Source organism: Komagataeibacter oboediens, assembly GCF_018491655.1.
Lineage (GTDB): Bacteria > Pseudomonadota > Alphaproteobacteria > Acetobacterales > Acetobacteraceae > Komagataeibacter > Komagataeibacter oboediens.
The window spans coordinates 116,525-137,114 of the sequence record NZ_JABLUU010000006.1 but is presented as its reverse complement, the minus strand read 5'-3'; the positions used below and the strand labels follow the sequence as shown (position 1 = coordinate 137,114).

Here is a 20,590-nt window from a genome sequence, read left to right as displayed (position 1 = left end):
GCCCGGCCATGCGGGATGGCCGGACCTGCGTCATGATTATGTGGGGCATCTCCATACGCATGGGCGCGTGATATGGCCAGAGCGTACACGCCCGTACGGGCCGGGTTTTATGTCGTCCCGGCAAACCGTAACGCAACCGCATCCGCGCCATACTGTTGTCATACAGAAGACGGGACGCAGGCCATACCCGGTCGTACCTGCGCCCTGATGCATGGAGGCCCGCGTGCCCGATACCGTTTACCGCAACGCGCTTTTCTTTGATGGGACCGGTGGCTGTCCCGTCATTTCAGACATTGCCGTATCCCATGGCCGCATCGCGGCGATCTCACCCGACCTGCAGTGGGATGAAAACGCCATACAGGTGGACTGCACCGGATTGTGGCTGATGCCGGGGCTGCTGGATATCCACACACACCTTGACCTTGAACTGGAACTGGCCCCCCAACTGCCTGAGGTCGTGCGGCACGGGACCACAACGGTCGTCATCGGCAACTGTTCCATCGGCGTGACCTATGGGCACCTGCGCAATGGGGGGGAAGACCCCATAGTGGACTGTTTCGCCCGGGTGGAAAACATGCCCAAATCCGTGTTGGCCCGGGTGGCGGATGCCTGCACATGGACGGATTCACAGGGGTATCTCAATCACCTGTCCCGCCTGCCGCTGGGTGCCAATGTCGTGCCGCTCATTCCCCATTCCATGCTGCGCATTGCGGTAATGGGGCTGCGGCGGTCCATTGAACGCCGGCCCAGCCGCCGCGAACGCGCGAAGATGGCGCAGTTGCTTGAGGCTGGCATGGCGCAGGGCTATGCCGGGTTTTCCACCGATGCGCTGCCCTTTCATTTCCTGGCCAATGCCCCGCACAAAAAACGCCGGATCCCCACGCAGTACGCCAGTTTTCGCGAACTGTCGCGCCTGACCCGCATCGTGCGCCGCTACGGGCGCGTATGGCAGGCGACACCACCCAAGGATCATATCTTCAGGGCAGTGCGCACCTTCCTGCTCAGCAGTGGGCGGCTGTATGGCCGGCCGCTGCGGACCACGGTGCTGGCGGCAATCGATCTGCGCACCAACCGCGCGGCGGTCACGATGTGCCTCATGCTGTCGGCCATCCTCAATTCAAAGCTGCTGCGCGGCATCTTCCGTTTTCAGGTGCTGCCAGGTCCATTCCGGATATGGAGCGACGGGGCGATCAACCCCATTGCGGATGAAATTCCCGAACTGCGCGCCCTGAATGAACTGGAACTTGATGACCGGGCGGGACGCCTGCGTATTCTGGACAGCCCGCAATGGATCGCGGCCTTTCGCGCGATGTGGATGAAGGGCAAGGCGGGATGGTCCATCGCACGGCTGCGACGGCTGCTGCGGCTGGAGGACACCGTGCTGACGCGCCGACTGTCGGACATGCGGGTGGCCGAATGCCCCCTGCCCCACTGGAAAGGCGAGACGCTGCAGCAGCCCTATCACCGCCTGCGCCGGTGGCAGGCAGGCCGGGGCCGCCATGGCGCCGCCAACCCGGCGGAAGCCGCGTTCTTCGCGACCTTTCCCAACCCCATCGAGGATGACGCCGCCTTTTTCATACACCTGCTGCGGCAGTGGGATACGGACCTGCGGTGGGAAACGGTCATTGCCAACAACGACCCGGTCACCCTTAAAAAACTGCTGTTCAGCCGCCACACGCTACCGGGATTCAATGACAGTGGGGCGCATCTGGCCAATATCGGCTTTTATGACGGCAACCTGCGCACCCTGAAGATCGCCCAGCCTGACGGGCCGCAGCAGGTGGCCATTGCCGTCCATCGGCTGACCGGGCTGCCCGCGGCCTTTTTCAACCTTGATACCGGTGTGCTGAAGATCGGGGCACAGGCGGACCTGTGCGTCATCGACCCCGGTGCCCTGCACCGGTGGGATCCGGAAAAAACCTATGAGTTCGTGTATCGCAGCGCATTCGGCTGCCGTCAGGTCATCAACCGGCCGCCCGGCGTCGTGCGCCATGTCATGATCGCAGGCCGGACCGCGTGGACCGATGGCGGCTATACCCATGATTTTGGACAGGTTCCCTTTGGCCGGGTCATGCGCACGAAGGACCATGCCCGGTGAACGCCACGCCCTGTTCCCTGATGGGCAACGCGCCGCTGCACAGATTTGATGGCTTCTCCCCCCGCCTTTCCATGCTATGGGCTGTAAACCCGCCTCATGACGTTGCGTGGAGAGCACTGCCCCTTGTCATGCCGATTGCAAGCCGGAACCGCACTGTGCACCGTCGTGATGATGGGCGCAGCCGCGGCCCATGCCCAGAACGTTCCCACCATTGACCTGCACGGCATAACCATAAAACCCTACGCCACGGACCAGCTTGATGTCGGCGGGTTTCCCGGCGCGTCGCCTGCCCGTCCGGGCACGGGGGCACGTGGCGCGCGCCTGCGCAATGGCGTGCGGCTGAATATCCATAAACAGGTCGAAATCGGGGCGATATGGGATTTCGGGCCTGCGCCCGGCGGGCCGATGCGCCTGTTTGAAGGTCAGGTTTCCTATATCGGGCTGCGGCATTTCGTGTTTACGGCGGGTATTTTCAAACCCAGCTTCGGCCTTGAATCCATGCAGGCGCAGGGCGATACCGTCTTTATTGAACGTTCCAGCATCTCCACCCTGACCCGCAACCTGGCCACGGGTATCGAACGGCAGGCGGTGCAGGCGGAAACGTATGGGAAACGATATCATTTTGCCCTGTCCGCCACGGCTGGCACCGCAGGCCCGGGCGAAAACGGCAACCAGCGCGCCATGGCGTTCCGACTGGTCGGCCTGCCGGTACGCACGCGCTCACTGCTGTTCCATCTGGGGTTTTCGGGGGAATGGATATTCCGCCCGGCCTCCGCGGGGAATGCGGCCCCCATGCTGTCGCTGTCCGACAACCCGGAAATCAATCCCGGAACGGTTTCAAAATACCTCAATACAGGAAAAATCCAGTCCGACAGCGCGGGCGCTTTCGGGGTGGAGGCCGCCGTATCATGGCAGAAACTGCTGTTTCAGGGTGAAGCCTATGACATCGTGCTGAACAGCCACGTCAACAGCAGCAGCCAGCAACTGCGCTTCCACGGGTGGTACGGGCAGCTTGGCTACACCATCAATGGAAAGGGACGGGAGTGGAAGGGGCGCACGGCGGCGTTTTCCTCACCGTCATGCGACAGAAAGCAGAGCATGCTATGCAACGGCTATGGCGTGCTGGAGGTCGCGGCCCGCTATTCCCAGGCGGACCTTGATGCCGGCCCCATACACGGCGGTGACCAGCAGACCGGATCACTGGCCATAAACTGGTGGCCCACGGGGATCATCCGCACGACCGTACAGTATGAATACGGGCAGATTACGGGCGGTGACATGCCTGAACATTTTCATGCGGTCATGTCGATGTTCCAGATAAAATTCTGACGTTCCCCATCCACACGCAGCCGTGCCCCAGTAGCCGACATGCGGCCCCTGCCCCGTAACGGATGCGCATATGGGGCGTTGATCCCGATATGAAGGGATCATGACGACCACAACAGGAAGGTGACCGGCATGGAACAGCACCCAAGCCCCAGCAACGAAACGGCACGGCCCCGCCAGCCCGTCCTGTTCCTGCCACATGGCGGGGGGCCGTGCTTCTTCATGGACTGGCCCGATACGTGGGACCGTATGGCGGCCTACCTGCGTGGGGTGGCAGCAGGCCTGCCGCAACGTCCGGACGGAATCGTGGTCGTGTCCAGCCACTGGGAAACGGGGATGCCCACGGTGACATCCGGCATGAATCCCGCGCTGATATATGACTATTCCGGCTTTCCACCGCATACGTACCAGCTCCGGTACCCCGCACCGGGTTCGCCGGAACTCGCGGCCCGTGCGTGCGCCCTGCTGGACAGGGCGGGCATTGCCTGCGCGCAGCACCCCGAACGCGGGTTTGACCATGGCGTGTTCATCCCGTTCTTGCTGGCGTTTCCGCAGGCGGACATCCCGATTGTGGAACTGTCGCTGCAACGCGACCTGAACGCCGCACTGGAAATACGGATCGGGGCGACGCTGCGTCCCCTGCGCGACCAGAACATCCTGATCGTAGGTACGGGCATGACGTATCATAACCTGCATCATTTCATGGGCCAGAACCCGCAGTCCAACGTCGTGTCACGGGAATTCGACACATGGCTGGCCCATGCGGTGGAAGCCCCACCGGACGTACGGACCGAAGCGCTGACACAGTGGATGCACGCACCGGGTGCGCGGATCTGCCACCCCCGGCCCGAGCACCTGCTGCCACTCATGTTCGCGGCAGGGGCTGCCGGGACGGACCGGGGCGTGCGCGATTACAGCGATACCGTGATGGGCAAGGCGCTGTCGGGTTTCCGGTTTGGCTGAAGGGGGCGGATGTCCCGTCCATGGAGTGGTTTCATAACACGCTACATGACCAGCATGACCGCAGCCTTCATGCTGCTGGCGGCCCCTGCTGCTGCCGTGCCACCTGTGGGGAAGCTACAGGCCGGATGCTACCGGGTTGATCCAGCCCATACCCAGATCATCTTTTTCCTGCTGCACATGGAGTTCACGCATTATTCGGGCATGTTTTCAGGCATGATTTTTCAGGTGCAAGCAGTACATTGCAGCTTGATCCGGCGCATCCATCCGCCGCGCGGCTGACGGTCAGCGTGCCAATCGGCAGCCTTCAGGCCACCCGCAACAGGCTGACCGGGGAACAGAAGGATATGCGGACTGGTCTGACGCGGACCGTTACCCGGATGCGACCTTGACCGCCACATCGGTCGTGCCCGCTGGCACGGATGGCGCAGCTATTTCAGGCAATGTTACACTGCATGGCGTGACCAGCCCGATGGTCCTGCAGGTCCATTATGTCGGCGCGGGCGTCAACCCGCTGAACAGCGGCCAATACCGTGAAGTTCGAGGCGACGGCCACACTCCGCCGCAGTGAATTCGGGATCACGGCCTATATGCCAATACCGGGCGATACCGTCACGCTGATCATTGCCGGTGCGTTTGCAAAACACAACTGACCTGTCGTGATCCGTACCCATGGGTCGCCGGGCGCACGCAAACGGCATCCTGCGGCTCGCGGGCCACGCACCATTACTGATCCGCCCATTCCCGGCGATTGTCCCGACAACGCCATGATATGCCCGGAAATGGCCAGACGGTTGCCAGAAGCCGGGCGACACGGCCGGTGGCGGCTGTTTCATGCTGGCGCGGGTCGGGAGAATGGCCGGGATCGCAGTTTTCCGGCGTATATATGGCCGACTGATGTCACAACGTGTGGATGGCTTGACCGTATCGTGATGTCCACCTAACAAAACAGTACCAAACCGTTCCATATGATGGTGGCGCATGCCTGATATACACCAGACCAACCCTTCTTCCTCAGGCCAGCGCGCACCAGACAGTGCGACAACGGACACCCCACCGGAAAAACCGGCGGACCCGCGCAGGACCGCAATGCGCCGGCTGGTACTGGCAGGCATCGCGGGTCTTGCCCTGATCGCGTTCGTGGTGTGGCTGGTCCACTGGTGGACGCATGGGCGGTTCATCCAGTCCACGAACGATGCCTACCTGCAGGCCGATCAGGTCACGGTGTCCACCCGCGTGGCCGGATTTGTCGATCAGGTTCTGGTGGCGGAAAACCAGGCGGTGACAAAGGGACAGTTACTGGTGCGCATGGATGAACGCGACCCCCGCGCGCGCTTTGAACAGGCCCGCGCGATGGCGGATCAGGGTAATGCCGCGATCATCCAGACCAAGGCCCAGATCGACGCGCAGAATGCCGAAATCGCACAGGCGCAGGCCCGGCGCGATGCGGCACAGGCACAGGTCGATTTTGCCGACCGGCAGGTTGCCCGCTACCGCGCGCTGGCCGCCACGGGGGCGGAAACGAACGAACATTACGATCAGTTGCGCAACAGCAGCGCGCAGGCCCATGCCCAGCTGGCGCAGGCCACCGCCGCCCTGAAATCCGCGCAGCTCCAGATCGCCACCTTCCGCGCCGAGATCCTGCAGGCGCAGGCCCGCATTGAACAGGCCATAGCCCAGCAGCGCTCGGCGCAGGTGGATCTGGACGCCACCACCATCCGCGCCGCCGTGGACGGGCGCGTAGGCGACCGCAGCGCCCGCGTGGGGCAGTATGCCGCCGTTGGCACGCACATGATGACCATCGTGCCGGTGCAGGACATCTACCTTGTCGCCAATTTCAAGGAAACGCAGATCCGCCGCATGCGCCCGGGCCAGCCGGTCACGGTATCGGTCGATGCGCTGGGCGGTGAGAAAATACACGGCACGGTCGAAAGCTTCGCGCCGGGCACGGGTGCGCAGTTCGCCCTGCTGCCGCCGGACAACGCAACCGGCAACTTCACCAAGGTGGTGCAGCGCGTGCCGGTGCGCATCCACATCCAGCCCGATGTGGCGCAGCGTGCGGTGCTGATCCCCGGCCTGTCGGTCACGGCGGCGGTCGACACGTTGGTAGCCGGCACCGACCCGGCCCCCGGCGGTGGCGGATCATGAGCACGCAGCCAGCAGACGCCAGCGGTCCCACGCCCCCGCAGAAAGCGGATGCGGCGGCGTGGCTGGCGGTGGCCGCGGGCACCATCGGCGCGCTTATGGCGACGCTGGATACCTCCATCGTCAATTCGGCGCTGCCCACCATCCAGGGAGAGATCGGGGCATCAAGCAGCGAGGGCACATGGGTCACCACGGCCTACCTTGTGGCCGAAATTGTCATGATCCCGCTGGCGGGCTGGTTCGAACGCATATTCAAGCTGCGCAATTTCCTGCTGATCGCAGCCGTGCTGTTCACCATCTTTTCCATGTGGTGCGGACTGTCGCCCAACCTCATGCACATGATCATCGGCCGCGTGGGACAGGGTTTTACGGGCGGGGCGATGATCCCGACCGCCATGACCATCGTGGCCACGCGCCTGCCACCGGCGCAACGGCCGGTGGGTATCGCGCTGTTTGGCATGACCGCGGTCCTTGGCCCGGTGATCGGGCCGGTCATTGGCGGGTGGCTGACGGAAAACCTGAGCTGGCATTATGCCTTTTTCCTCAACCTGCCCATCAGCATCGGACTGATGGTACTGCTGTTTGTCGGCCTGCCCAAGGGCAGGATCGACTGGGGCGAATTCCGCAACACCGATTATTACGGCCTTGCCGGGCTGGTACTGGGGCTGGGTGGCCTGACCGTGGTGCTGGAAGAAGGGCAGCGCGAACGCTGGTTTGAATCCGACATGATCCGCGAACTCAGCATCATGTCCCTGCTTGGCATGATCCTGCTGGTGGTAGGGCAGTTCCGGTCGCGCCAGCCGGTCATCCACCTGAAAATCCTGCTGCAGAAAAGCTTTTTCGGGGTGTTTGTCCTCAGCCTCGGGGTGGGTGGCGCACTGTATGGCATCCTGTATCTGATCCCGCAGTTCCTTGCCGCCGTTCCCGACTACAATTCCGAACAGTCCGGCATCATCGCGGCCATAAGCGGCATTCCGACCCTGCTTATGCTGGCGGTGTTTCCTATTCTGGTGCGTAAGCTTGATATCCGGCTGGCCATCGCGTTTGGCATGTTCCTGTATGTCGTCAGCTGTTTCATGAACGCGCACCTGTCGCCCGACAGCGCGGGACCGCATTTTTTCTGGTCGCAGGTGGTGCGTGGCTTTGCGCAGTTCTTCTCGCTCCTGTTCCTCAACCAGGCGGCGACCAGTGCGGTGCCCATACAGTATGCGGAAGATGCATCTGGCCTGTTCAACGCCGCGCGTAACCTTGGGGGATCGTTCGGGCTGGCGGCGGTGGCAACGCTGCATGACCGCAGGATGGACCTGCATACCGCCCGTATCGAGGAAACAATCACCGCCAATTCCCCGCTGGGGCAGGAATTCGTGCAGCATTACGGGCTGGCACGCCTAAGCGCCCTGATCACGCGGCAGGCCACGGTCATGACCTATGGCGACCTGTTCTGGATATTCGGCATCGCCCTGCTGGTGATGATGCCCCTTGTAATTCTTATCAAGCCCATGCCCAAAGACGCCGGCATGACGGTGGGATGACGCACATGATCCCTTTCCCCTCCCTTCGTCATGCACGCGCATGCCGCACCGTTACCTGTATTACCCTGGTCACAATGCTTGCGGCATGTTCCGTGGGCCCCGATTACAAGGGGCCGCCGCACGTCGCCCCCGTGGCCGAACACGCGGCCGGTTTCCATCGCGCAGACCCCACGCTGACCACGGCGCAGGCCCCCCTGTCGCACTGGTGGGAAGGGCTGAACGATCGGGTGCTGACCGACCTTGTCACCACCGCGCTGCGCAACAGCCCCGACATGAAGCAGGCGGCGGCCCGGCTGCATACCGCACGCGCAACCCAGCGTGAACGCTTCGCCGGGTTCTTCCCCGGCGGCGGCATGGCCGCGTTCTGGGACCGTACGCGCCTGCCCACAGGTGACATTACCTCGGTCCTGGGGGGCAGCGGACAACCGGAAGCCATGTCACTGCCGCCTGCCATCAAGTCGGATTCCTATGGCGCGGGATTTGACGCCAGCTGGGAAATCGACCCTTTTGGCGGCAACCGGCGCGGATACGAAGGTGCCCGCGCGCAAAGCGAGGCCCAGATGGCGCAGCTGGCCGATACCCGTGTCCGGCTGGCGGCAGATGTGGGACGCAATTACGTCAGCCTGCGTGATGTGCAGCGCAGGCTCCAGCTTATGCAGCGTTCCGTCGAAATCGAGCAGAACATGCTGGACCTGACCCGCCAGCGCCGGGCGCAGGGCACGGCATCGCAGGAAGACGTCGAACGCTTCGCGGGGCAGCTGTCGCAGGTCCAGGGAGCCATTGCCCCCATGAAGGCCCAGCAGGCGGGGTACATGGACGCGCTGGCCACCCTGACCGGGCGTGAGCCGGGGCAGCTTGACGCGCAGTTATCCATACCTGCACCGGTTCCCCTGCCGCCTGCCGTGGTGCCCGTCGGCAACCCCGCCGACCTGCTGCGCAGGCGTCCCGACATCCGCGTGGCCGAACGCGACATTGCCGCGAACAATGCCCAGATCGGGCAGGCCATCGGGCAGTATTTTCCCAAGGTCAGCCTGTTCGGTACGGTTGGCTTCACCGCCGCCAACGGGCAGCGTTTCTTCTCGGGCGACAGTTTTTCCTATATGGGCGGCCCCACGCTGGAATGGAGCATCCTGAACTTTGCCCGCACCAATTCGCGCGTGGGCGAAGCAAAGGGCGGGCGTGATGCCGCCCTTGCCCATTATCAGGGCGTCGTCCTGTCCGCGCTGCAGGATGCCGAAGGCGCGCTGTCACGCTTTGGCCACCAGCGGGAATACGTGCTGAAACTGCATGAAGCGCGCGGGGCATCCGACCGGTCATGGGCACTGGCGCAGCAGCGCCAGCATGCGGGCACCCTGTCAGTCATTGACGCGCTGGATGTGGAGCGCCAGCGCATCCAGATCGAACAGCAGCAGGCACAGGCGCAGGCCAGCATGACCAATGACTATATTGCCGTGCAGAAGGCACTTGGCCTGGGGTGGGAGTCCGCTGCCCCGTCACCCGCGACAGTCCGCACGGCGGGGCGTTAAAAACTGCCCTGCCCGCTTCGTCAGTTACATTTCGCAATGAAACTTCTGCCTCCGGATGCCTGCCGGGATATTGCCACGGCCCGAATCTGAATTCATAAAAGCCGAACGGCAACGGGCGGGAGACAGGGTTTTGCATTCTCGACCAAGGGGGCGGCACGCGCGTGCCATCCTGTCAGCCCTGATTATTGCCTCATCCTCCCCCACCCTGTCCGCACGGGCGGCCGATGGCGTAACGGCCAGCGCGGCGGCGGTGCCATCCGTTGTTCATGCCGCTGCCAGCACTGCGGATACTGCGCTCATGAACGATCTGGAACGGCGGACGTTCCGCTGGTTCTGGGATGCAGGCGATCCAAAGACCGGGCTGGTGCCAGACCGGTACCCATCCCCCCAGACACTGAGCAGCGTGGCCTCCATCGGGTTCGGTCTGACGGCCTACGGCATCGGGGTCAGCCGGGGCTATGTCACCCGCACGCAGGCCGCGACACGGACGCTTGCCACCCTGCGCTACCTTATGGATGGACCCCAGAACGACACGGCAGACGGGGCAATGGGGTATCAGGGGTTTTACTATCACTTCCTGAACAAGGACACGGGACTGCGATTCAGCCATGATATCGAACTGTCCAGCATCGACACAGCGCTGCTGATGCAGGGCGTGCTGTTTTCACAGTCCTTTTTCGATCGCGATACCCCGCAGGAAACCGAGATCCGTACCCTGGCGGACCAGCTGTACAAACGCGTCAACTGGCAGTGGATGACCCGCCCCGACAACCGGCTGAGCATGGGATGGAGTCCCGAACACGGCTTCATTCCCAGCTACTGGGAAGGCTACAGCGAGGGGATGATGGCCTACATCCTTGGCCTGGGGTCGCCCACCCATGCGCTTGCGCCCACGTCATGGCAGGCGTGGCTGGCCACGAACAACCAGCGCTGGGGGGATTATTACGGACAGACCTTCCTGAATTTCGCCCCCCTGTTCGGCCACCAGTACACCCATGCATGGATCGATTTCCGTGGCGTGCGGGATGCATGGGCGCGTGAAAAACAGATCGACTATTTTGAAAACAGCCGCCGCGCCGTCTACGCCCAGCAGGCCTATGCCATTGCCAACCCCGGCAAATGGCATGATTACAGTGCCACGATGTGGGGCCTGACCGCATGTGACGGTCCCGGTGATGTCACACGGCAGATTGACGGGCAGTCGCGGCATTTCCTGTCCTATTCCGCCCGTGGCGCGGGCCGTGACTACACGCAGGATGATGGCACCGTAGCCCCCACCGCTGCTGCCGGGTCGATTGCATTCGCGCCGGAAATCGTACTGCCGACGCTGCGCAACATGAAAAACAGATACGGGCAGAATATTTACGGCCATTACGGTTTCGTCGATGCGTTCAACCCCAGTTTCCGCAACGGACAGACCTTCTGGACCGACAGGGAATATCTGGGCATCGACCAGGGGCCGATCCTGCTCATGATCGAAAACTGGCGCAGCGGGCTGGTATGGGCTGTCATGAAGCGCAATCCCTATATCCGCGCGGGACTGGAACGCGCAGGGTTTGAAGGGGGATGGCTGCCTGCCGTGGCCACGGCCGCCACGCCCGACACCCGGACGTCGCAGCTTGCGCCGGCCGCCCCCACCGCCGCACCGGCACCTGATGCCACGCGGGGACCAGCCGCCCCGGCCAACCCGTCGTAACGGGCTGAACGGAAAGGTTTTAGAATCATCCGGTCCTGGAAAAACAATACGGCTTCACCGGAAACATCTTTTACGGACCCGCATCGATCGGCACGACGTCAATCAGCTTCTTGTTGACGAATTCCTGTATACCCATGGAGGACAGTTCCCGACCGAAGCCCGAGCGCTTGACGCCACCAAAAGGCAGGTCGGACGTGGTCCATGTGGGGTGGTTGACATAGACCATGCCCGTTTCGATCTGTTCCGCCACCCGGATGCCGCGCGCCGGATCGGACGTAAAGACCGAGCCACCCAGCCCGTATGGGTTGTCATTGGCAAGGGCGATGGCCTCCGCCTCGTCACGAACACGGAAGAACATGGCCACCGGCCCGAACAGTTCCTGATGAAACACCGGGTTGTCGGGGGCAATATCGGTCAGGATGCCGGTCTGCACGAACGCGCCCCGGTTGGGGGGCGTGGGGCCAACCCGCATGAGTTTCGCACCATTCTTTACCGCCAGTTCCACCTGTTCATTCAACTGGTCGGCGGCCCCTTGCGATGACAGGGGCGGAACCCCGCTTTTTTCATCCATCGGGTCACCGGGCACCAGTTTTCCCAGTTCGGTTGCAAAGCGATCGAGAAAGGCATCAGCAATCTGCTCGGCCACGATAATGCGCTTGGCCGCAACACAGCACTGCCCGCCATTGTTCATGCGCCCCCAGACCGCCCATTTCACGGATTTTTCGAGGTCCGCGTCTTCCAGCACGATGAAGGCGTCGCTACCGCCCAGTTCCATGGTGGTCTTTTTCAGCACCTTGCCCGCCTGTGACGCCACAATGGCCCCTGCCCCCTCGCTGCCGGTCAGGGCGACACCAATCACGCGGTCATCGGCAATGATGCGCGCTGTCTGGTCACGGGTGGCATACAGGTTGGTGTACAGCCCTTCCGGCGCGCCAGCATCACGGAACAGCTGTTCAAAGGCGGCCGCCGCCTGCGGCACGTTGGATGCATGCTTCACCACCACCACGTTGCCCGCCATGAACTGCGGCCCCACCACGCGGGCAAGCTGATAGTAGGGAAAGTTCCATGGTTCGATGGCAAACAGGATGCCCAGTGGCTGGCTGACCACCATGGCCTGGTCCCCGCGCCCGCTTTTTTCCGTCAGTTTCTGCGGCGCGAGGAAGGTTTCGGCATTATCGGCATAATATTGCAGGATATCGGCGGACAGTTCAACTTCCGCCAGGCTTTCGCGATACAGCTTGCCCATTTCCAGCGTCAGCAGGCGGGCATACCTGTCTTTCTGTTCGCGCAGCAGATCAGCGGCCTTGCCCACAATCGCAGCGCGCCGGGCAAAGGGCAGTTTCGACCAGTCCCTGTAGGTCGCATGGGCGCGGTCCAGCTTCTGCGCCAGTTCCGCATCCTTCAGATCGGGGAATGTTGCAACGGTTTCGTTGGTAAACGGATTGACTGTCTTGTACGCCATTGGCCTGTCTCCGTCGGGATCATGAGGCAACAGGCGTGGTTCATGCGGCCGCGCGGTTCCTATCGACCAACGCCACCTTCATGCCGCCTGCCCCTGCGAAACGGCCCGGAGGCAGACGGGTTGCGTGGCATTCGCACATAAGAAAAATGCCGCCTTTTAAAAAAGGCGGCATCCGGAACGCTTCATGATGATCTGGTCGGGACGGACGGATCGATCATCAGGCCGTAACCAGCTTTTCCGGCACGGGCGCGGGCGCAGGCACGCGGATCAGGTAATCAAAGGCAGACAGCGCGGCCGTCGCCCCTTCGCCCACGGCAATGACAATCTGTTTGTAAGGCGTGATTGTCGCATCCCCCGCCGCGAACACACCGGGGATAGATGTGGCGCAGTGGTCATTCACGATGATTTCACCAAAGTCATTCAGGTTCAGCGTCCCCTTCAGCCAGCCGGTATTGGGCAGTAGGCCGATCTGCACGAACACCCCTTCCAGATCGATATGATGGTCCGCGCCATCGCCACCGCGATAGGTCAGGCCCGTCACGTTGCGGCCATTGCCCTCGATCCGGGTGGTCAGGGCTTCGGTCAGGACCGTGACGTTGGACAGGGTATGCAGCTTGTCCTGCAACACCTTGTCCGCCTTCAGGTGCGACCCGCGCTGCAGCAGCGTCACGTGGGCCACGATACCCGCAAGGTCAATTGCCGCTTCCACCCCGCTATTGCCGCCACCGGCCACGGCCACGCGCTTGCCCTTGTAGAACGGGCCATCGCAATGCGGGCAGTAGGCCACGCCTTTATTGCGGTATTCTTCCTCACCCGGCACGCCCAGATGCCGCCAGTGCGCGCCCGTCGCCAGTATGACCGTGCGGGAATGCAGCACCGCGCCATTTTCCAGCACCACGCCATGCAGGCCGCCGGGCTGGGGTGCGGGAAACAGTTCCTTTGCACGCTGGCCGGAAATGATGTCCACATCGTACTGTCGTACATGGGCCTCGAGTGCCGCAGACAGTTTCGGGCCATCGGTTTCAGGGATCGAGATGAAGTTCTCGATGCCTGCGGTATCCATGACCTGCCCGCCAAAACGGTCGCCCACCAGCCCGGTGCGCAGCCCCTTGCGCGCGGCATAGACCGCAGCCGATGCCCCGGCGGGCCCTTCCCCGATGATCAGGACATCAAACGGCGCGATGTCCTTCAGCTTTTCGGCGGCCTGCCGGGGGGCGTCGGCATCCAGCAGGGCCAGTATCTGCTCGATTTCCAGGCGCCCCGTCTCGAACAGCTTGCCATTCAGGTACACCTGCGGCACGGACATGATGTTGCGCGCGGCGACTTCATCAGGGAACAGCGCCCCATCAATCGTGACATTGTGGATGTTGGGGTTCAGCACGCACATGGCGTTGAGCGCCTGCACCACATCGGGGCAGTTCTGGCATGACAGGGCGACGTAGGTTTCAAAACTGTACTGTCCCGGCAGGGCGCGGATCCGGGCCGCCACGTCATCGGGGATTTTGGGTGGATGACCGCCGACCTGCAGCATGGCCAGCACGAAAGACGTGAATTCATGCCCCATGGGAATGGCGGCGAACGTGACCTGCGTTTTCGTGCCATCGCGACGAATGACAAAGCTGGGGCGGCGGGTAGCCTGACCTGCCTCGGATACCTGCACCTTGTCCGAAAGGGCGGCGACCTCGTGCAGGAGTTCGTGCATCTCACGCGATTTGGGGGTGTCATCCAGGCTGGCCTCCAGCACGATCGGGTGCGCAAGGCTGGCCAGATAACCCTTGAGCTGCGTCTTGATGGGATCTTGCAACATAGGAATGGACTCCGCTCTTTGGGAAAAGGTGGCATGGCTGGCCCGGCCCCGCAGGGCCGGACCATGACCATGGGCGTCAGATCTTGCCGACGAGGTCCAGCGACGGGGTCAGCGTCTTGCCGCCTTCCTTCCACTTCGCGGGGCAGACTTCACCCGGGTGGGAGGCGACATACTGCGCAGCCTCGATCTTGGCGAGCAGTTCGGCGGCACTGCGGCCCACGCTGCCGGCAGTGATTTCGATGTACTGGATCTTGCCTTCCGGATCGATCAGGAAGGTGCCGCGGTCAGCCACGCCAGCTTCCTCGATATACACATCAAAATTACGTGCGATGTGCGCGGTCGGGTCACCCAGCATGACGTATTTGATCTTGCTGATGGCCGGCGACGTGTCGTGCCATGCCTTGTGGGTGAAATGCTTGTCGGTCGAAACCGAGTAGATTTCCACGCCCAGCTTCTGGAACGCTTCGTAATTGTCAGCCAGATCTTCGAGTTCCGTCGGGCAGACAAAGGTGAAATCCGCCGGATAGAAGAAGAATACGGACCATTTACCCTTCACATCGGCATCGGTCACCTTGATGAACTTTCCGTTGTGGAAAGCGTCTGTCTCAAACGGCTTCAGAGATGAATTAATGCGTGCCATGCGGAATGCTCCTTACTTTGGCTTGTCAGGTGTTGACGGGCCATTTGTCCCACAAACACGAAATGGGGAGAAACCGTTTCTGTCAATGGGTGTGATCGGAAAAACCTTTTTACAAACACCCCGAAATCGGTCCTATCTATAGACATGAGCTATATTCCCCTTTCCGGCCTGTCGCTGCGCGACATCGAATATGTGGTGGCGGTGGATGACCTGCGCAACTTCTCCCGCGCGGCCGAACGCTGCGGCGTCAGCCAGGGCGGCCTGTCGGAACAGGTGCGCAAGCTGGAATCCCTGCTGGGCGTTGTGCTGTTTGAACGCTCCCGCCGCCATGTGACCGTAACCCCCGATGGCGCGCGCCTGATCGCGATGGGGCGCGACGTGCTGGCCGCCGCCCGCGCCATGATCGAGGCCGCGCGCGTGCGCACCGGCCCGCTGGAGGGGCTGGTGCGCATGGGGGTCATTGCAACGCTTGGCCCCTATTACGTGCCCGACCTGCTGCCGCTGCTGCGCGGCGCTTATCCGCAGCTGAAGCTGCAGCTGACCGACAGCCTGACGGACACGATGCTGCGCATGCTGCGGCATGATGAACTGGATGTGGTATTCGCGGCCCTGCCGGTCGGTGGGGACGGGTTCGAATGCGCGCCCCTGTTCCGCGAACCCTTTCTTGCCGCCTTTCCCGCCGGTCACCCGCTGGCGCAACGCAGGACGCTGGCGATGCCCGACCTGCGGGGACCGGACCTGCTGCTGCTGGAAGACGGGCACTGCCTGCGTGATCAGGCGCTGACGCTGTGTGGCATGCCGCCCCAGCGCGACCAGCCGCGTCTGGCCACCAGCCTGGAAATGCTATGGCACATGATCGGCGCGGGCGAGGGATATTCCCTCATCCCCCGTCTCGCCCTGCGCCACCGGGCCGCATGGGAGGGGCTGATCACCGTGACCGCGCTTCCGTCAGCCTATCGCACGATCGGCCTTGTCTGGCGCACGTCCGACCCACGTGGCCCGGCCTTCAGTGAATTCGCCCGCTTCCTGCGTGACAACCCGCCCGAAGGGTGCACGCCGGTCGATACCGTATCATCCGCCCCCGCCCCGCGTGACTGAACCTTGCGTTACGGGCAGGCGTTTTTTCAGGACCATGCAGCGCCGGGACATATGTAAAGAATCCTTATCGCGCCTTTTATCCATGGATATATTCAGGCAATGAGCCGTCGCCCTCGCATGCCTGAGTCCCGGACCAGAAACACGGTCCTGAAAATACTCCGCAATGGCGCCACGCCCACGGCGTCCCCCATGAGCCATGACGTGCGCCTGACGTTCGACACGGACCCTGCCCTGCCTCCCGGCCGCGGCCATGACATCCCCTTTTACGGGCACAGGGCGCGACTTCATGCGCTTGGCCAGTGGATGGCGGACACGACGCAGGCCGTATCCGTCCAGATCGTGACCGGCGGGCCGGGCATGGGCAAGACGCGGCTGGGCATGGAACTGGCTGCCCGCGCGCGTGAACAGGGCTGGATGGCGGGGTTCCTGTCGCCCGCGTGCGCGCATGTTTTTAACGATGATCCCTTCACGACCGTGTGGCACCAGCCCACGCTGGTCATCATCGACAATGCTGCCAGCCTGACTACGCCCATCCGCGCCTGGCTGCACGAACTGGGCCACCAGCCCCACGCGGTCCACCCGTTCCGTATTGTCCTGCTGGAACGCGCCGGGCTGGATACGCTGTGGGTCAATGACATTTTCGGACCCGATGATGCGCAGACGGCCACCCTGCCTGCCATGCTGTCCACCGCGCAATGGCCCGACCTTGCCCCCCTGACCGACATGGACGCGCAATATGCGGTTTTTAGCGCCGCCTATCGTGCAACGGTGGGCAAGGCCCCGCCCGCCGAGACCGCACGCATGCTGCGCCACAGGCTGGACAGTCTTGCGCGTGAGGGATCGACCCTGTTCCTGACCGCGCTGGGAACCGTCGCGGCACGCGAAGGGCTGCTGGTCGCCCGCACGCTGGATGTTCCCTCCCTCCTGTCGCGCGTGGTCAATGAAGAAATCCGGCGCATCAGGGCCATCTGGCACGATGGCCACGTGCCCGAAACCGTATGGCCACGGGCGCTGCACCTGCTTGGCATCAGCCTGCTGTGTGGCGGGCTGCCCCCGGACGTGCTGCGGCAGGTGGCAGAACACGACATTGCGGATGAGCCGCCCACGTCCCTGTCCGCCGTTACTGTGGCCGATGCATGCCTGCATGCCCTTCGTTTGGTCCAGCCGGGGCATGACGGGTGCATGCTCGTCCCCCTGCCCGATCTGGTCGCCGGGGCGCTTGGGCTACACCTGCTCGCCCCCGATGGGACCTCAGCGCTGGACCGGCTGTGGGCGTGCCCGCAGGTGCGCCTGCCGCTGGTCGCGGGCATAAGCCGTGCCTGCCATGGCCTGTGGGACAGGACGGATGGCCCGCAGCCCATCGCGTGGCTGGACCGCCTGCTGCACCTGTGCGGACAGGAGCGTGATACCCTCCGGCTTCTTGCCTGCCTCCTGCCCCGCCATGGTGCGGTGGCCGGAACCACCGCGCTGGACGCAGTGGACAGGCTGGCCACGTCCCTGCGTGATGGTGGGGAGGAGTCGGCTGCACTGGGCCGTGTCCTGACCGCCCTGTTCCACCGCCATGCGGACCTGTGGCATGCCGGCGCGGCACGTAGGGCGGCGCAGGATGTGCTGTCGGTCCACAACCGCCTTGCGACACGGGACCCGACTACATTTCGTCCCGCGCTGGCCGCCACCCTGCATGACATCGCAGCCTATGAGAACGGGCTGGACAATCCGGCTGTGGCCCTGCCCATGGCGCGGCAGGCGCTGGCGGCCTACACCGCGCTGGCCGATGATGATCCCGGAACCTTCCGCCCCGGTCGGGCAGCAGGGCTTTTTCAGGTCGCACGCAGCCAGCATGCGCTGGGGCAGTCTGCAGCGGCAATGCGAACAGTGCGCCGCGCCATCGTCATCCTGACCATTCTGGCGGATGACAGCCCGGTGACATTTCAGCCAGGGCTGGCGGCAGCTCTCGTGCTGCTGTCATCGTGTCAGGCCAGCATGCAGCAGCATGACGATGCGCGCGAGACGGCGCTGGATGCAGTTATCCTGTACACCACGCTGGCCCACGGCCACCCGGATGCATTCCGCCCCGCGCTTGCGGGCAGCCTGCATCAGCTTGCCCTCCGTCAGCTTGAGCTGTCCCAGCATGCTGCCGCGCTGAAATCCATTGAAGAAGCCTTCTCACTCCAGACCGCCATCACGGAACAACGGCACGACGCGGGCATGCCGGAAACCGTGGACAGCCTGATCACCCTGTCACGCTGTCAGAACGCCATGGACCGGGGAAAAGAGGCATATCACGCATTGCGGGAAGCCGTGCGCCTGTGCCGGGCACTGGCTGAAGATGGGCCAGAGGTATTCCGTCCCACGCTGGCCCGCACGCTGGTCACGTTCAGCACGGACATGTCGCCCATCAACCCGGTCCTGTCGGCAGAAAACATGCAGGCGGCGCAGGAAGCCGCCGACCTGTACACCGCTCTGGCGCACAACGACGCCCAACGGTTCACACGCCCGCTGGCCCATAGCCTTATGGCCCTGTCACACCACCAGAAAAGGCATGACCGGATCGAGGACGCGATCCGCAGCGCCACCGCCGCGGTCCGGCTATACATGGATCTGGCCCGGCGCGATCCCGATGCTGTCCACGCCGCCCTGTCTGACGCATTCAGCGACCTGGCGGACCTGATGGCGGGCACCAGCCATATGCATGACCTGACCGTCATGCTGGGGCAGATGCTTGACCTGCAACGTGACATCGTGGCGCGGAACCCGGACAACATGCAGCAGCGCGCGCAGCTGGGTACGATCCTGATATGGCGTGCGGGGCTGGAGATGGAACTGGGCCGGCATGAACTCTCCCTCGCACCATGGCGGGAGGGGCTGCGCATAAGGACCAAACTGGCCGCCCTGGACCCGGAAACATTTGCCGGGGACGTAAGGAAAGCGCTGGAGACGCTGTCCTATGTCGCAAGGCGGGACGGGCAGCCTGCGGCGCAATGCATGGTGCTGTACCGTGAGGTCATCGACTGCCTTGAGCCCCTTGCCCACAGGCACCCGGCAACCTTCACCCCGCCCCTGATCAGCACGCTGGAGACCATGGCGCACCAGCTGGTGGAGACCGGGCAGCCCGCGGCGGCGTTACAGGTCATCCAGCACGCCATATCCATCCACCACGGCCGTCTGGACCAGCAGATCATTGATGACAGCGCCCGCCATGCCGCACTGGCGCGAAGCATGGACATACTGGCCCATATCTACAGGGCCCTTGGCAGGTATGATGACATGCGGCGCATCGTCGAAGCCATGCTCGCCATCCATGAACAGCTGGTTGAAAGGGGGGAGCCGCACTCTGGCTGGGAACTGGCCAGGAAACACAGCATGCTTGCCGTGTGCCAGATGCAGCTGGGGCAGGCCGACAGCGCGCTGGCCTCCACTGATCGTGCCGTAGCCCTGCTGCGCGCGCTGATCGAAAACGCTCCGCCCGACTTGCTGCCTGGCATGGAGGCGCACGAACCCGCGCTGGCGGCAAACCTGACCCGTGCGGCAGCCCTGCATGAAACACTGGGCCAGCATAAGGCCGCGCTACAGGCGGCCGAGGACGCCATGGCCGTATTTCACAGGATTGCCGGACATGACCCGGATGATGTGGAGCCGTCCGCCCTTGCCCAGTGCCTGCAGGCCCTGCCCCGGCTGCGGCAGCTGGTAACGGGCCGCGATGATTTTCTGACCTGCATGCACGACGCCGTGGCGCTGTACCGCAAGCTGGATGCGGCACGACCCGAACGGTTCCGGCCCGATCTGGCCCGCTTCCTTGTCCTGCTGTGCACATATCAGTGGCAGGGCCAGCTGGCGGATGCACTGCAATCCGCGCAGGACGCGGCGTCCATCTACGCCGGGCTGTATGATGCCGATCCGGCCCGGTACCGTGCCGGTTACGCGGACAGCCTGTACAAGGTCTTTCTATGCCATAACGGGCTGGAACAGCTGGACCCTGCGCTAGCTGCGCTGAAACAGACACTTTCCCTGTATCGCACCCTTGCCACGGACCACCCGCAGGAATTCCGCCCGCGGCTTGCGCAGTGCCTGCTTGACCTTGCGCAGTACCTGATGACCTACAAGGAATACGATGGGGCGCTGCATACGGTGCATGAAGCCACATCGCTGCTGACCGACCTTGCACAGACAGATCGCGCCACGTTCCAGCCCATTCTGAAGAAAGTCCGCGCCATGCATACCCGGATCGTCCGGAAACGCAGCAGCCGTTAGGCGGAATGGCGGGCCGTTTCGCCCAAACCTTCGCGCCGCCGTGACGTTG

The 20,590-nt window shown here is 63.3% G+C and carries 14 protein-coding genes; 11 read left to right on the top strand and 3 right to left on the bottom strand.

Features of this window, described 5'->3' with window-relative positions:
* Window positions 1-223: 223 nt before the first annotated feature.
* The 9 genes from HNO79_RS07450 (at window position 224) to HNO79_RS07415 (ending at window position 11,283) form a co-directional block, all read left to right on the top strand.
* Window positions 224-2,098, top strand: a complete 1,875-nt coding sequence (locus HNO79_RS07450) for an N-acyl-D-amino-acid deacylase family protein (protein WP_214165088.1) — start codon at window positions 224-226, stop codon at window positions 2,096-2,098.
* 168 nt (window positions 2,099-2,266) lie between these two features.
* Window positions 2,267-3,427, top strand: coding sequence for an OprO/OprP family phosphate-selective porin (locus HNO79_RS07445; RefSeq protein WP_408885671.1), 1,161 nt, complete (start codon window positions 2,267-2,269; stop codon window positions 3,425-3,427).
* A gap of 129 nt (window positions 3,428-3,556) precedes the next feature.
* Window positions 3,557-4,387 (top strand): DODA-type extradiol aromatic ring-opening family dioxygenase, encoded by an 831-nt coding sequence (locus HNO79_RS07440; protein WP_214165086.1) that lies wholly within the window; start codon window positions 3,557-3,559, stop codon window positions 4,385-4,387.
* A 45-nt stretch (window positions 4,388-4,432) separates the two neighbouring features.
* Entirely contained in the window at window positions 4,433-4,666 is a 234-nt protein-coding gene (locus HNO79_RS17230) for a hypothetical protein (RefSeq protein WP_244987464.1), read from the top strand.
* 106 nt (window positions 4,667-4,772) lie between these two features.
* Complete coding sequence (locus HNO79_RS17225; RefSeq protein ID WP_244987463.1) at window positions 4,773-4,955, top strand: YceI family protein; 183 nt, start codon at window positions 4,773-4,775, stop codon at window positions 4,953-4,955.
* 410 nt (window positions 4,956-5,365) lie between these two features.
* Window positions 5,366-6,532 (top strand): HlyD family secretion protein, encoded by a 1,167-nt coding sequence (locus HNO79_RS07430; protein WP_244987462.1) that lies wholly within the window; start codon window positions 5,366-5,368, stop codon window positions 6,530-6,532.
* Window positions 6,529-8,061 (top strand): MDR family MFS transporter, encoded by a 1,533-nt coding sequence (locus HNO79_RS07425; RefSeq protein WP_200408985.1) that lies wholly within the window; start codon window positions 6,529-6,531, stop codon window positions 8,059-8,061. The genes HNO79_RS07430 and HNO79_RS07425 overlap by 4 nt, the downstream gene beginning before the upstream one ends.
* A gap of 5 nt (window positions 8,062-8,066) precedes the next feature.
* Window positions 8,067-9,587, top strand: coding sequence for an efflux transporter outer membrane subunit (locus HNO79_RS07420; RefSeq protein WP_244987461.1), 1,521 nt, complete (start codon window positions 8,067-8,069; stop codon window positions 9,585-9,587).
* Between the two features lie 130 nt (window positions 9,588-9,717).
* Entirely contained in the window at window positions 9,718-11,283 is a 1,566-nt protein-coding gene (locus tag HNO79_RS07415; RefSeq protein ID WP_214165084.1) for a glucoamylase family protein, read from the top strand.
* Window positions 11,284-11,353: 70 nt separating this feature from the next.
* Here HNO79_RS07415 and HNO79_RS07410 read toward each other — a convergent pair whose 3' ends face one another.
* From HNO79_RS07410 to ahpC, 3 genes are all read right to left on the bottom strand, one after another.
* On the bottom strand, window positions 11,354-12,745 hold the full coding sequence (locus tag HNO79_RS07410; RefSeq protein ID WP_214165083.1) for an NAD-dependent succinate-semialdehyde dehydrogenase: 1,392 nt from the start codon (window positions 12,743-12,745) through the stop codon (window positions 11,354-11,356).
* Window positions 12,746-12,962: 217 nt separating this feature from the next.
* Window positions 12,963-14,552, bottom strand: a complete 1,590-nt coding sequence (gene ahpF / locus HNO79_RS07405; protein ID WP_214165082.1) for an alkyl hydroperoxide reductase subunit F — start codon at window positions 14,550-14,552, stop codon at window positions 12,963-12,965.
* 76 nt (window positions 14,553-14,628) lie between these two features.
* The gene (gene ahpC / locus HNO79_RS07400) at window positions 14,629-15,192 is read right to left on the bottom strand and encodes an alkyl hydroperoxide reductase subunit C (RefSeq protein ID WP_010513351.1); all 564 of its coding nucleotides are present in this window, start codon (window positions 15,190-15,192) and stop codon (window positions 14,629-14,631) included.
* 144 nt (window positions 15,193-15,336) lie between these two features.
* Here ahpC and HNO79_RS07395 point away from each other — a divergent pair, with 144 nt between their 5' ends.
* Entirely contained in the window at window positions 15,337-16,290 is a 954-nt protein-coding gene (locus HNO79_RS07395; RefSeq protein WP_010513353.1) for a hydrogen peroxide-inducible genes activator, read from the top strand.
* A 99-nt stretch (window positions 16,291-16,389) separates the two neighbouring features.
* On the top strand, window positions 16,390-20,541 hold the full coding sequence (locus HNO79_RS07390) for a tetratricopeptide repeat protein (RefSeq protein WP_214165081.1): 4,152 nt from the start codon (window positions 16,390-16,392) through the stop codon (window positions 20,539-20,541).
* Window positions 20,542-20,590 lie beyond the last annotated feature (49 nt).

Excerpts from the sequence above, each read along its gene's own strand:
- HNO79_RS07420 (WP_244987461.1), top strand. The coding sequence starts at position 8,067 with ATGATCCCTTTCCCCTCCCTTCGTCATGCACGCGCATGCCGCACCGTT.
- HNO79_RS07390 (WP_214165081.1), top strand. The coding sequence starts at position 16,390 with ATGAGCCGTCGCCCTCGCATGCCTGAGTCCCGGACCAGAAACACGGTC.
- ahpC (WP_010513351.1), bottom strand. The coding sequence starts at position 15,192 with ATGGCACGCATTAATTCATCTCTGAAGCCGTTTGAGACAGACGCTTTC.
- HNO79_RS07410 (WP_214165083.1), bottom strand. The coding sequence starts at position 12,745 with ATGGCGTACAAGACAGTCAATCCGTTTACCAACGAAACCGTTGCAACA.
- HNO79_RS07395 (WP_010513353.1), top strand. The coding sequence starts at position 15,337 with ATGAGCTATATTCCCCTTTCCGGCCTGTCGCTGCGCGACATCGAATAT.
- HNO79_RS07440 (WP_214165086.1), top strand. The coding sequence starts at position 3,557 with ATGGAACAGCACCCAAGCCCCAGCAACGAAACGGCACGGCCCCGCCAG.
- HNO79_RS07425 (WP_200408985.1), top strand. The coding sequence starts at position 6,529 with ATGAGCACGCAGCCAGCAGACGCCAGCGGTCCCACGCCCCCGCAGAAA.
- HNO79_RS07430 (WP_244987462.1), top strand. The coding sequence starts at position 5,366 with ATGCCTGATATACACCAGACCAACCCTTCTTCCTCAGGCCAGCGCGCA.
- ahpF (WP_214165082.1), bottom strand. The coding sequence starts at position 14,552 with ATGTTGCAAGATCCCATCAAGACGCAGCTCAAGGGTTATCTGGCCAGC.
- HNO79_RS07445 (WP_408885671.1), top strand. The coding sequence starts at position 2,267 with ATGATGGGCGCAGCCGCGGCCCATGCCCAGAACGTTCCCACCATTGAC.
- HNO79_RS17230 (WP_244987464.1), top strand. The coding sequence starts at position 4,433 with ATGACCAGCATGACCGCAGCCTTCATGCTGCTGGCGGCCCCTGCTGCT.